The 12,564-nt window shown below is 70.8% G+C and carries 13 protein-coding genes; 7 read left to right on the top strand and 6 right to left on the bottom strand.

All coding sequences use genetic code 11. The annotated features are described in order from the left end of the window. Positions 1–77 precede the first annotated feature (77 nt). A complete protein-coding gene (locus tag ACTMTI_RS10675; RefSeq protein ID WP_441120001.1) occupies positions 78–698 on the bottom strand; it encodes a TetR/AcrR family transcriptional regulator in 621 nt (206 codons plus the stop codon). Between the two features lie 266 nt (positions 699–964). On the opposite strand from ACTMTI_RS10675, the gene ACTMTI_RS10670 reads away from it, so the two are divergent. From ACTMTI_RS10670 to ACTMTI_RS10655, 4 genes are all read left to right on the top strand, one after another. Continuing rightward, a complete protein-coding gene (locus ACTMTI_RS10670) occupies positions 965–1,711 on the top strand; it encodes an IclR family transcriptional regulator (protein WP_441120000.1) in 747 nt (248 codons plus the stop codon). A gap of 88 nt (positions 1,712–1,799) precedes the next feature. Further along, a complete protein-coding gene (gene glpK, locus ACTMTI_RS10665) occupies positions 1,800–3,266 on the top strand; it encodes a glycerol kinase GlpK (RefSeq protein WP_441119998.1) in 1,467 nt (488 codons plus the stop codon). Between the two features lie 8 nt (positions 3,267–3,274). Continuing rightward, entirely contained in the window at positions 3,275–4,825 is a 1,551-nt protein-coding gene (locus ACTMTI_RS10660) for an FAD-dependent oxidoreductase (RefSeq protein ID WP_441119997.1), read from the top strand. Positions 4,826–4,902: 77 nt separating this feature from the next. After that, positions 4,903–5,403, top strand: a complete 501-nt coding sequence (locus tag ACTMTI_RS10655; RefSeq protein ID WP_441119996.1) for a hypothetical protein — start codon at positions 4,903–4,905, stop codon at positions 5,401–5,403. A 165-nt stretch (positions 5,404–5,568) separates the two neighbouring features. Here ACTMTI_RS10655 and ACTMTI_RS10650 read toward each other — a convergent pair whose 3' ends face one another. From ACTMTI_RS10650 to ACTMTI_RS10635, 4 genes are all read right to left on the bottom strand, one after another. Then, positions 5,569–6,978, bottom strand: coding sequence for an NAD-dependent malic enzyme (locus ACTMTI_RS10650; protein ID WP_441119995.1), 1,410 nt, complete (start codon positions 6,976–6,978; stop codon positions 5,569–5,571). Positions 6,979–7,053: 75 nt separating this feature from the next. Continuing rightward, positions 7,054–7,683 carry an AAA family ATPase gene (locus ACTMTI_RS10645; RefSeq protein ID WP_441119993.1) on the bottom strand — a complete coding sequence of 210 codons (630 nt, stop codon included), beginning with the start codon at positions 7,681–7,683 and terminating at the stop codon, positions 7,054–7,056. 9 nt (positions 7,684–7,692) lie between these two features. Further along, positions 7,693–8,631, bottom strand: coding sequence for a tetratricopeptide repeat protein (locus tag ACTMTI_RS10640; RefSeq protein WP_441119992.1), 939 nt, complete (start codon positions 8,629–8,631; stop codon positions 7,693–7,695). Then, on the bottom strand, positions 8,615–9,166 hold the full coding sequence (locus ACTMTI_RS10635; protein ID WP_441119991.1) for a MarR family winged helix-turn-helix transcriptional regulator: 552 nt from the start codon (positions 9,164–9,166) through the stop codon (positions 8,615–8,617). The genes ACTMTI_RS10640 and ACTMTI_RS10635 overlap by 17 nt, the downstream gene beginning before the upstream one ends. A 229-nt stretch (positions 9,167–9,395) precedes the next feature. Here ACTMTI_RS10635 and ACTMTI_RS10630 point away from each other — a divergent pair, with 229 nt between their 5' ends. From ACTMTI_RS10630 to ACTMTI_RS10620, 3 genes are all read left to right on the top strand, one after another. Beyond that, positions 9,396–11,252, top strand: coding sequence for a hypothetical protein (locus tag ACTMTI_RS10630; RefSeq protein ID WP_441119989.1), 1,857 nt, complete (start codon positions 9,396–9,398; stop codon positions 11,250–11,252). Between the two features lie 28 nt (positions 11,253–11,280). Beyond that, positions 11,281–11,952 (top strand): DUF4230 domain-containing protein, encoded by a 672-nt coding sequence (locus ACTMTI_RS10625; protein WP_441119987.1) that lies wholly within the window; start codon positions 11,281–11,283, stop codon positions 11,950–11,952. A gap of 162 nt (positions 11,953–12,114) precedes the next feature. Next, on the top strand, positions 12,115–12,267 hold the full coding sequence (locus ACTMTI_RS10620; RefSeq protein ID WP_441119986.1) for a hypothetical protein: 153 nt from the start codon (positions 12,115–12,117) through the stop codon (positions 12,265–12,267). Here the strand turns inward: ACTMTI_RS10620 and ACTMTI_RS10615 are convergent. Continuing rightward, positions 12,262–12,564, bottom strand: a complete 303-nt coding sequence (locus ACTMTI_RS10615) for a hypothetical protein (RefSeq protein WP_441119984.1) — start codon at positions 12,562–12,564, stop codon at positions 12,262–12,264. The genes ACTMTI_RS10620 and ACTMTI_RS10615 overlap by 6 nt on opposite strands.

Raw genomic sequence — 12,564 nt, 5'->3', positions numbered from 1 at the left:
GCCGTGCCACGGCGGGAGGGTTCGTCGCGATGGGTGCCATCCTGTGGTGGCACAGCTCGATCCGGCCGAGCTCGCCTCTATGATCCGGATACGACGAAGGCCCCGGCCCGGGCGGCGGCCAGCGTGCGCCGCACGGACTGCTCGGCGGCCTCCGGCGTCACCGGCTCCCGCGTGACCACCAGACGGTAGTAGAGCGGCGCAGAGACCGCCCTGATCACCTCCATGCCGTCGGTCCCCGCGGGCAGCTCGCCCCGCCCGACCGCCAGCTCCACGACGCCCGCCCATTCCTCGATGCGCCGCAGGAAGAAGGCCCGCAGGGCGGTCGCGGCCTGCTCGTCGCAGGTGGCTGCGGCGATCATGGCCTGGAACGTGGCCCCGAGGCGCCCGTCGTTGACCGCCCGGCACACGGCCTGGGCGTTGACCCGCAGGTCGTCCTCGACCGAGCCGGTGTCGGCGTGCGGCGAGGACTGGTCGGCCAGCTCGGTCATGAGGTCGGTGACCAGGCCCGCCGGGCTCCCCCAGCGCCGGTAGACCGTGGTCTTGCCGACCCCCGCTCTGGCCGCGACCTGATCCATGGTCAGGCCGTGGAAGCCGTGCTCGACCAGCTCGTCCTGCGTGGCCTCTAACACGGCGGCGCGCACCCGCGCAGTACGGCCCCCAGGCCGTACGGTTCCCGCCAAGCGGGAAAATTGTCCCATTAAGTCTCCTCGTCAATGCGCCCCATACCCGCTAATGGGTCACCAATCCCATTACAGGTGGGCGTGATCGCGCTGTCGGGCGGCGCGGACTTGTTCCTGGGCTGTCGCCACTGACCGCGTGTTCGTAAGAAAGGCCGCTCCGGGCTCGGGCGCGGTGCTGAGGGAAGCGTTGCCGCCGAGCGCAATTCTAGGGCGGAACGGTCCATGGAGACGCCTAATTACCAGCGTTCGGCAATACCGAACGACACTGCGCTAGGGTTCCGGTTGTGGGAGAGACGATTCAATCGGTGGAGCGGGCCGCCGCGATTTTGCGGCTGCTCGCCTCCGGTCCCCGCCAGCTCGGGGTGGCCGAGCTGGCCAGGGCACTGGGCCTGCCGAAGGGGACGCTGCACGGCATCCTGCGCACGCTGGTCCGCGTCGGATTCGTCGAGCAGGACCAGACCACGGGGAAATACCGGCTCGGCGCCACGCTGCTCCATCTGGGCAGCAGCTACCTCGACGTCAACGAGCTGCGCACCCGCGCCATCAACTGGGCCGACGCGCTGGCCGGCCGCAGCAGGGAGAGCGCCTGGATCGGCACCCTGCACGAGGGCCACGTCCTGGTGATCCACCACGTGTTCCGGCCCGACGACAGCATGCAGACCCTCCAGGTGGGCACATACCTGCCGACGCACGCCAGCGCACTGGGCAAGGTCCTGCTCGCCTACGACCCGTACGGCGAGACCCTGGCGCCGCTGCAGCCGCACACCAAGAAGACGATCGTCGATCAGGGGGATCTGGAGGCCGAGCTGGAGCTGGTCAGGTCCCGCGGCTGGGCGGCCGAGATGGAGGAGCTGACCGAGGGCGAGGTGGCCATCGCCGCGCCCATCAAGGACTCGCGCGGCATCGTGGTGGGCGCCATCGGCATCCGCGGCGCCGTCGAGCGGCTGGCCCCGGACGGGGTCCTGCACATGGAGTTCGTCTCCTACGTACGCGACGCCGCCCGCGCGATCACGCGCGATCTGGCCCGCTGACGAAAAGAGTTGAACACTTCCCCGGCAACCGAATAGCATTTGCCACATCGTTCGACATTGTCGAACCCTGACCTTGCGAGGAACACCAGTGCCTCGACAGCACTACGTCGCAGCCATCGACCAGGGCACCACGTCCAGCCGATGCATCGTCTTCGACCAGGCCGGCCACATCATCTCCGTAGCCCAGCGCGAGCACCGCCAGATCTTCCCCAAGCCGGGCTGGGTCGAGCACGACGCGGAGGAGATCTGGCAGGCCGTTCAGGGCGTCCTCGACGAGGCGATCGGCGGCGTAGAGGACGGCCGGGTCGCCGCGCTCGGCATCACCAACCAGCGCGAGACCACCGTGCTGTGGGACCGGACGACAGGCCGGCCGGTCTGTCCCGCCGTAGTCTGGCAGGACACCCGCACCGACGCGCTGACCCGCGCGCTGGCCGAGCACGAAGGCCTGTTCAGGGAGAAGGCCGGGCTGCCGCTGACCACCTACTTCTCCGGGCCGAAGATCCGCTGGCTGCTCGACGCATACGGGCTGCGGGAGCGGGCCGAACGCGGCGAGGTGCTGTTCGGCACGATGGACAGCTGGCTGCTGTGGAACCTCACCGGCCGCCACATCACCGACGTGACCAACGCCAGCCGCACGATGCTGATGAACATCCACACGCTGGCCTGGGACGACGACCTGCTCGCCGCGCTGGGCGTGCCGCGCGCGATGCTGCCGGAGATCCGGCCGTCCGCCGAGGTCTACGGGCACACCGCGCAGGGCGTCCCGGTCGCCTCGGCGCTCGGGGACCAGCAGGCGGCGCTGTTCGGGCAGACCTGCTTCACGCCCGGCGAGACCAAGAGCACCTACGGCTCCGGCAGCTTCCTGCTGATGAACACCGGCCACGAGCCGGTCGTCTCCAAGCACGGCCTGCTGACCACGGTCGGCTACCAGATCGGCGAAGGACCGGCCACCTACGCACTGGAGGGCGCGATCGCGGTCACCGGCTCCCTGGTGCAGTGGCTGCGTGACAACCTGGGCCTGATCTCCAGCGCTGCCGAGATCGAGACGCTGGCCAAGACGGTCGACGACAACGGCGGCTGCTACTTCGTGCCGGCGTTCTCCGGACTGTTCGCACCGCACTGGCGCTCCGACGCGCGGGGCGTGATCGCGGGGCTGACCGGGTTCGTCAACAAGGGCCACATCGCCCGGGCCGTGCTGGAGGCCACCGCGTGGCAGACGCGCGAGGTGGTGGACGCCATGAACGCCGATTCGGGTCTGGACCTGACCACGCTGCGCGCCGACGGCGGCATGACCGCCGACAACCTGCTCATGCAGACGCTCGCGGACGTGCTGGCGGTGCCGGTGATCCGGCCGATGGTGGCCGAGACCACCGCGCTGGGCACCGCCTACGCCGCGGGGCTGGCCACCGGCTACTGGCCGGACCTCGACAGCCTGCGCGCCAACTGGCACAAGGCCGCCGAATGGCGCCCCACGACCGACGAGGCCGCACGCGAGCGGGAATACCGCAACTGGAAAAAGGCCGTGGCCCGCACCCTCGATTGGGTGGAGCAGTAGGAGTGGCGATGACGACCGCGATCGGGACGTACCGGGCGGAGATCCGGGAGGAACTGTCCAGCGCCATCTACGACCTGCTGGTGATCGGCGGCGGCATCCTGGGCACGTCGGTGACCTGGATGGCCGCGCAGGCCGGGCTGCGGGTGGCGATGGTGGACGCGGGCGACTTCGCCGGCGCCACCTCCAGCGCCTCGTCCAAGCTCGTCCACGGCGGCCTGCGCTACCTGCAGACCGGCAACGTCAAGCTGGTCGCGGAGAACCACCGCGAGCGCCGCGCCCTGGCCGCCGACATCGCGCCCCACCTGGTCAAGCCGCTGACGTTCCTGGTGCCGATCTACAAGGGCGGCCCGCACGGCGCGGCCAAGCTGGGTGCCGGGGTGTTCCTGTATTCGGCGCTTTCGGTGTTCGGCGACGGCATGGGCAAGGTGATCACGCCGCACCAGGCGCTCTCCAAGGTGCCCGCGCTGCGCACCGAGGGCCTGCGGGGCGCCGCCGTCTACGGCGACCACCAGATGAACGACAGCCGCGTCGCCGTCATGACCGTACGGGCCGCGGTGGACGCGGGCGCGATCGTGCTCAACCACGCCGAGGTCGTCGGCCTGCGCACCACAGGCGGCACCGTGACCGGAGCCGAACTGCGCGACCGGCTGGACGGGACCGAGTTCGGCGTGTCGGCCCGCCTCGTGCTCAACGCCACCGGGCCGTGGGTGGACCACCTGCGGCGGATGGAGGATCCGGGCGCGGCGCCGAGCATCCGGCTGTCCAAGGGTGCGCATCTGGTCCTGCGCCGCCACGAACCGTGGAAGGCGGCGCTGACCACGCCGATCGACAAATACCGCGTGTCGTTCGCCATCCCGTGGGAGGACCACCTGCTGCTCGGCACGACGGACGAGGCGTACGAAGGCGATCCGGCCGACGTTCGGCCCACCGAAGCCGACATCGCACAGATTCTCGACGAGGCCGGGCACTCCGTACGCGACTCGCAGCTCGTACGCGAGGACATCACCTACGCCTTCGCCGGACTGCGCGTGCTGCCCGGCGGCCCGGGGCAGGTGGCGGCGGCCAAGCGGGAGACCGTGCTGACCAGGGGCAAGGGCGGCATGCTGTCGGTGGCGGGCGGCAAGTGGACGACCTACCGGCACATCGGCAAGCACGTCCTCGACAGGCTCGCCCACCTGCCGGGCCGGCCCTTGGGCGACGACCTGGCCGACATCCTGCCCGCCGTGCCGCTGCCCGGTCTGGCCAGCCCGGAAGCGGTGGCCCTGCGGCTGTGGACCGACCGGGAGTACAGCGCCCGCATGGACCCTCTGGTGGCCAGGCACCTGGCCACGCACTACGGGTCGATCGCGTTCGACCTGGCCAGGCTCATCCGTGAGGACCCCGCGCTCGGCGAGCGCATCCACCCCGGCGGCCCCGACATCTGGGCGCAGGCCGTCTACGCCCGCGACCGGGAGTGGGCGGTCACGGTGGACGACGTCGTGCGCCGCCGCACGACGCTCACGGTACGCGGCCTCGACACGCCCGAGGTGCGCGCCCGGATCGCGGCGCTGCTCGGCTGAGTCACAGGAGGCCCCGGCCGGCTGGAAGAACGAGAACAGGACGGAAAGGTGGCCGCTCCGCTGGGCAGGGGGTGGGCATGCGAACTCCCATGAACGAAGCCCTGCTCAGACACTTCCGCGACCTGCGCGACGGCGCCCACGGCCCGGCCACCTCACGGGCGGACAAGGAACGCCTGTTCTGCACGGCGGCCGAGCTGCTCGACCCGGTGGCGCGCACGGTGCTGGACGAGCTCAACGCCGACCTGTTGCTCGGCACGGGAGAGGTGGTGGCCAGCGGGATCACCAGGTCGAAGGAGGGCGGGCTCAACGCCATGTGGTCACTGACGTGGCCGGAACAGCGCGCGAGCGGCGTCCAGCCGATCGCGATCGTCGCCCACTACGGCAGCGGCTTCCACCACCCGCACCTGCGGGGCAACACCGTCGGCGACTGGCCGATGAACATCTTCGATGCCGCGGACGCCCGAGCACAGCTCGACCTGCTGCGCGCGATCGCGGGCGGCGACGCCCACAACCTGGTCTTCCAGGAAAGCTACCGCCTCATGCCCGCCCTCACCCAGCACGCCGACGCGACGCCATAACGACCAGGCGTCGCGTCACCCGCGGACAGCCCGCCAGGGCACCACCGTCACGGCCACAATGCGCCGTAACGGCGGCCGGCCCCGTGAACCGGAGAAGCGTCCCCCTGGACGGGGCCCAGCCACGTGCGGCGGTTGGGTGCCGCCGGCACCGCCGTAAAAATATATTTATGCTTCGGTGAAGCCTCGTGCGCGACCGCCGGCGGACTCGCGGACGGCCGCGGCGACGGCGCCCGCCACGTCCGGGTGGAACACGCTCGGGACGATGTAGTTGGGGCCCAGCTCCTCCGGCGTGACGACGGCGGCCAGAGCGCCCGCCGCGGCCAGCAGCATCTCCTGCGTCACCCCGGCGGCCTGCGCGTCCAGCAGCCCGCGGAACACCCCGGGGAAGGCCAGCACGTTGTTGATCTGGTTGGGGTAGTCGGACCGCCCGGTGGCCACCACGGCCGCGTGCTCGCGCGCGTCGTCCGGCGACACCTCGGGCTCCGGGTTGGCCAGCGCGAACACCACCGCGTCGTCGGCCATCGTCGCGATGTCGTCACCGGTGAGAATGCCCGGCGCGGAGACCCCCACGAAGACGTCGGCGCCCTTGACCGCGCCCCGCAGATCCCCCGCGTAGCCGTCGGCGTTGGTGTGCTCGGCGATCCAGCGCAGCGACTCGTCGAGGTCGTCGCGCCCCTTGTGCACGGCACCCAGGTAGTCGCACACGATCACGTTGCGCGCCCCCGAGGCGAGCAGCAGCCGCAGGACGGCGTTGCCGGCGGCGCCCGCGCCTGCCATGGTGATCCTGACGTTCTCGATGGCCTTGTCGACCACCCGCAGGGCGTTGGTCAGCGCCGCCAGCACGCAGATCGCGGTCCCGTGCTGGTCGTCGTGGAAGACGGGGATGTCGAGCAGCTCGCGCAGCCGCCGCTCCACCTCGAAGCAGCGCGGCGCGCCGATGTCCTCCAGGTTGATGCCGCCGAACCCGGGCGCGATCACCTGCACGGTGCGGACGATCTCGTCCACGTCCTGCGTGTCCAGGCAGATCGGCCAGGCGTCGATGCCGGCGAACCGTTTGAACAGCGCCGCCTTGCCCTCCATGACCGGCAGCGCCGCCTCCGGGCCGATGTTGCCGAGCCCCAGCACGGCCGAGCCATCGGTGACGACGGCCACCGTGTTGCGCTTGATGGTCAGGCGCCGGGCGTCCTCCTTGTTGCGTGCGATCGCCATCGACACGCGCGCCACACCCGGGGTGTAGGCCATGGACAGCTCGTCGCGGTTGCGCAGCGGCACCTTCGAGCTCATCTCGATCTTGCCGCCGAGGTGCATGAGGAACGTGCGGTCGGACACCTTGTGGATGACCACGCCCTCGACGGCCTCGAGCTGGTCGACGATGGTCTGGGCATGGTCGGTGTCCCTGGCGGCGCAGGTCACGTCGATGCGGAGCTTCTCGTGGCCGGCGTTGGTGACGTCGAGGGCGGTCACCACGCCGCCGGCCGACTCTACGGCTGCGGTGAGCTGACTGACGGCCTTGCCGCCTGCGGGCACCTCGAGCCGAACGGTGATGGAATAGGACACACTCGGGACGGTCGCCACGTCAAAGCTCCTTCGGGACTGACCAAGAATGCATCCATGTTAGGGGGCGTCCGGTCAAGCCGGTGCCTCGGCAGGTCAGTCGAGCGCCTCGGCAGCGGTGACGATCAGGTCAACGCACGTCGGTACGGGAATCGTGGTGCTGTCGACGGCCAGATGATACTGGTACGGATCCGCGGGATCGGCCCGGTAGAAGTGGCGCCAGTAGGCCTCCCTGGCGCGGTCGTTGTCCTCGATGATCCGCCGCGCCTCGCGCTCGGTCAGCTCCCCGAACGTGGCCGTCTGCCGGATCCTGCGCTTGACCGGGGCGTCGAGCCTGACGTGCAGCGCGCCTGGATGGTCGGCCAGCACGACCGCGCCCGCCCGCCCCAGGAAAACGCCGCCCTGGGTGCGCGCCGTCTCCTTGAGCATGCGTTCGGTACGGCGGACGAACTCCTCGGGCGGGAGCGGCATCGCGCCGGGGACGTACATGTCCACGCCCCCGAACGTCACGGTCGGCAACCGCATCGCGCCGGACAGCAGCCGGCCGAGGCCGTGCTCGGCCCGGTCGTCATGCGCGAGCGCCTCCTCCAGCGTGCAGCCCAGCTCCTGGGCGACGGCACTGGGGATGGCGCGGTCGACAAAGGGCACGCCGAGAAGTCCGGCCACGGCGGGGCCGATCTGGCTGCCGGCCGTGCCATATGTCGCCGAAATCGTGACGACCCGCATAACCCCAGGCTAGAACAGAGCGCTTGCCAAAGCTCTACGTGCTTTCACCAAAGATGGATCGTCTACCGGCAACGTGTCGAACAAACCGAGCAGGTGGCGCCTGGCCTTGTCGCGCTCGTCGCCGGAGGTGCGCTTGACCACGGCGATGACGCGGTTGAACGCCTCGTCGACCGCGCCGGACAGCATCTCCAGGTCGGCGGCGAGCAGGTGGGCGTCGATGTCGGCCGGGTCCTGCAGGCGTCGCTGCACGTCGGCGGGGTCGGCGCTTTCCGCGCGCTTGATCAGGCTGACGCCCGCCAGGCCCATCTTGGCGTCCTCGTCGCCGGGCACGCGGGCCAGCAGCCGCTCGTAGGCCTCCGCCGCCGCGTCGAGGTCGCCGCGGTCGATGGCCTGCTCGGCGGCCACCATGTCGGGGTCGGCGGGCGGGCCTGCGGGCTGCTCCTGCTCGCCGGGCTCCGCGGGGGGCCGGGCGTCGGGATTGGCCTGGTAGAACTGCTCGACGGCGCCCATCAGCTCGTCGAGCCAGCGGCGCACCTCCTGCTCGGGCAGCACCTGCTGGAAGCCGGTGACGGCCTGCCCCTGGAAGATGGCCAGCACGGTCGGGACGGCCTGCACACGCAGCGCCTGGGCGATCTGCGGGCTGGCGTCGACGTTGACCTTGGCCAGGATGGCCCGGCCGGCCAGGTCGCCGACCACCTTCTCCAGCACCGGGCTCAGCTGGGCGCTGCCCGGCGCCCTCGGTGACCAGAGGTCGAGGATGACCGGCACCCGCATCGAGCGGTCGATGACGTCGGTCGTGAACGTCTCCTCGGTCACGTCGACGACCGAGGCCGACGCAGCCGATTGGGGACCCGCCGTCTCCCGCCGGGCTTGCGCCTCCAGAGCCTGCTTGCGCGCGCCCAGGTCTATCGCTCCATAGAGCGACCCGGGCCTAGAGAAGTCCGCCATGCCCTTCATCTTGCCGCATGCCCGGGCCGGCGAAGTCACCCGCCGCCACTCGGAGTGTGCGAAGCAGGTCGAACATCTGCTGGAGTTCGTCCTCGGCGTACATGCCCAGGCCGAACTCCGCGGCCATCAGGTCGCCCGTGGCGCGCCGTACGACGTCCCGCCCGGCGGGCGTGATCTCGGCGAGCACGCCGCGCCCGTCGCGCGGATTGGGCAGCCGGCTGACGAATCCGGACTTCTCCAGCCTGTCCACCGTGTTCGTGACGCTGGTGGGGTGGACCATGAGCCGTTCGCCGATCTTCGACAGTGGAAGCGAGCCGTTTTTACTGAAGGTCAGCAGGACCAGCGCCTCGTATCTGGCGAAGGTCAAGTCGTAGGGCTTCAGAAGAGAGTCAAGCTGCGACAGCAGGATCTGATGCGCTCTCATGATCGAGGTCACGGCTGCCATGGCGGCGGAGGGCCCGAAGTGGGCACGCCAGCTCTCCGCCGCGCGGTCGATGGGGTCGAACGGCAGGTTGAGAGGCTTCGGCTGGGACACAAGCGCTACGGTAGCGCGCCGCTCGTCCCGCTTCGTCTGGTCACTGGGAGCGACAGGCTTTCCCGCTTGACCAAGAATACGGACATCAATCATCACGCTCAGTTATGGTTCTCGTACGCATGGTGACGCGGAAGCCAAGTCCATCAGCCTGTGGGGACCGGCCGGACTGATCGTTTCCGCCTTGCCGAGGGGCACGGGGGGTGCTTGATGAACTTCAACGGGAAAAAGGGTGCGTGAGCACGCGGGCGTTTCACGGGAGGAGCTGAAGCAGAGCGCGGCCGTCACGGTTGCCGTGCTCCTGGCTGTCGGCCTGGTCGCAGCGTGGAACGTCCTGATACCTGGTGTGGACGCGTGGGAGAACATCGTGGCCGCGGTCATCGGCTCGCTCCGCTTGACCGGGCCCGTGGCCGCGGCCTTCGCCGCGTGGGTGGCGTTGCGCAAGCGCAGGGCGTTGCGGGGCCGCTCGCTCACGACGTGGCGGGCGCTCAAGGCGCCGCTGGCGATCGTGGTGGTGGTGCTGGGGTCGTTCGGGGCGACGGTGCTGGTGCTGGCGATCAAGACGGTGCTGACCGAGCAGTCGGGACGGCTGAGCCTGTCGGGGCTGGGCATGGGCATGGCGGGGCTGGCGCTCTACTCGGTGATCGGGTGGGTGGCCGGCTGGGTCCTGCCGCGGGCCTGCACGCCGCCGCTGGCCGGGCTGGCCTGCTACGGGGCGTTCTCGTTGCTGGCCGACGACCGGGGCTGGGCGGACAAGCTGGCACCGGGCACCGGGGAGCCGTACGACCTGTTCCAGGGGTTGAGCGGGGCGGCGTTCTTCGATCAGACGATCTGGCTGCTCGGCCTCACGGCGGCGCTGCTGCTCGGCTGGGCGGCGCTGGTGACCAGGCAGGCCCTGGTGCTGGCGTGCGCGCTGCTGGCGGTGCTGGCCGCGGCGATGGGCGTGTCTCGGGTGCTGACCCAGACCAAGCCGGCCGCGGCCGAGGACATCGCCTACAGCTGCCAGGAGTGGCCGATCACGGTGTGCGTGCATCCCGGGATGCGGGCCGGGCTGACCGAGCTGGGGGCGGCATTCACGCAGATCGCCTCGCGGCTGGCCGGGACGCCGGCGGCGTTCACGCGGGTGGAGCAGCGGCCGCTGGAGGACGAGCTGAGGCCGTCGAGCGGGCTGGCGCCGATCCACGTGCCGGATCTTTCCGCCGGGTTCGCGGAAGAGGCGGCGTACGAGTACATCGAGTCGCTGGCCCCCAAGTGCCCTGGGACGGTGACCGCCGGCTACCGGGAGATCGTGATGGCCTGGCTGCGCGGCGAGCCGCTGCCCGGCGGGCCGCTGCCGGAGCACCAGTACGCGGCGTCGTGGTTCTCGTGGCTGAGCGAGCACCAGCGGAGGGAGTGGCTGCGGATGTTCTTCAGCGACTTCCAGAACTGCGGGCTGTCCAGCACGCACTTCGGCGGCGGGCCGGCGCGGGCGATGGCCCCGCCGCCGGCGCAGCCGGCGATGGAGACCAGCCACGCGTACCCGGTCTATCCGGACCCGGCCGGCACGTCGACGGTGACCACGACGTCGGCCATGCCGGGCTCCGGCTCGGGTCCCGCGGCGGGGTGGTCACCGCAGGCCGGTTCCCCTCCTGGATGGGAGGTGCGGGCGGCCCAGCCGGGGTGGACCCGCGAACCGGGCCCTCCGAACGGCGGCCCAGCGCGTGCATCAGGCCCGGCGAACGGCGGCCCGCCACCCCACGCGGCGGCGAACGAGTCTCCGGCCTATCGGACGCCGGGCGCGTCGTCGACCGGCCGCGCACGAGGGGCCTCATCGCCTGACCGGGGACCGGCCGGCCGAGGGCCGGCCGCACCTTCGCGCGGCCACGGACAGGGCGCGCCCGCGCCCGCCCATGAACTGGGCGCGCCATCTCCGGGCCACGGACAGGGCGCACCCTCGCCCGGCCGCGGAAGGGGCGCGTCGGCGATCGGCCATGGCCGCGGCGCGTCGCCGGGCGGGGCCGAGGCCGGATGGGCACCGGGATTGTCCGGGGCCGGATGGGGACCGGCGGTGGTGGCGGAATCGGAGATGTCACCAAAGGGCTGGCACTGATGATCGGCGAGCGGGTAGGCATGGTCGCATGACGACATCCCGTACGACGCCGCCCGAGACCACCCTCGGACGGCGCCGCAGGTGGCGATATGTTGCGGGTCTCCTGGCCCTGGCGGTCCTGCTCGTGGTGGCCGGCCGCCTGGCGTGGACCTGGCTCAACCCTCTCGGCGAGCAGGTCATCGACCGCAGCCAGCCGGTGCTGCTGGAGTCCATCAAGGACCTGAGCCGGTTCGAGGCCGCGACGGGGAACTTCCAGGTGGTCGTGGACCTGGAGAAGGACGCGAACTTCCTGCCCGACGCGATCAAGGGCACTCGTACGCTGTTCGTCGGGTCGGGCGGGGTGGACGCGTACGTCGACTTCTCCGCCATGGCGACGAACGCGGTGACGGTCTCGCAGGACCGCACCGAGGCGACCGTGCGCCTGCCGCGCGCCCAGCTCGAGAAGCCCAACCTGGACAACAGGCGCTCGTACGTGTTCGCGCAGCAGCGCGGCCTGTTCGACCGCGTGCAGGACTTCCTGTCGGGCTCCCCTGGGGACCAGCGCGAGCTCTACCTGCTGGCCGAGAAGAAGATCACTGAGGCGGCGGTGGCCAGCGACCTGCGGGCCAGGGCCGACGCCAACACCAAGGCGATGCTGTCGGGCATGCTCAAGTCGCTCGGCTTCAAGAAGGTCACGGTCAAGTTCACCGACGAACCCTAGGGGCCTCACGGCCGCCTTAGGGGCCTGGTGCGCGCGCCTAAGTACTCCCCTAGCTGGCTATATGCCGGGAGATAAGGCATACGCCCGATGTGGCGGGGTGGGCCTTAGAAGGAGTCTAAGAGTGCAGACAACGAGCACCGCGCAAGCACAGGAGCCATTCGGATGAACGCCGAACTCGAATACACCGTCATGCAGCACCGCGCCGTCGAACTTCGCCAGGCCGCCGCCGAGCAGCGGCGCGTCAGGGAGGCCGCGAACGGCCGGCGCTCCGAGCGCCGCAACCGCTCGGTCTTCGCCAAGTTCCTCTCCTCATGACCGCCCACAAGCAGCCCGGCCGCAGCCTCCCTCGCGGCCGGGCTGAACAGCCCCCGTAGGGGGCCTGCCCGGCCACGGGTGGATGTGTTGTGAAGCCCCGGTCCATTCCTGGTTGGACCGGGGCATCACGCCGTCGCGCCGCGCCTGCAGCGCGGTCACCCCGGAGGTCGGTACGGCGGCCGCCGCCTCGAACGCGACGTTCGCCGGGATGGGTGCGAGCACGTCCGTGCCGATCTGGCGGCTCTTGGGAGCGCAGAGGCCGGTGGCGAGGCGCATGAGGTATGGAGTGCCGGCCAT

The organism is Nonomuraea sp. H19 (assembly GCF_052068215.1).
Lineage (GTDB): Bacteria > Actinomycetota > Actinomycetes > Streptosporangiales > Streptosporangiaceae > Nonomuraea.
Note: the sequence above shows the minus strand (reverse complement) of the source record. Positions and strands in the feature narration are given on the sequence as shown.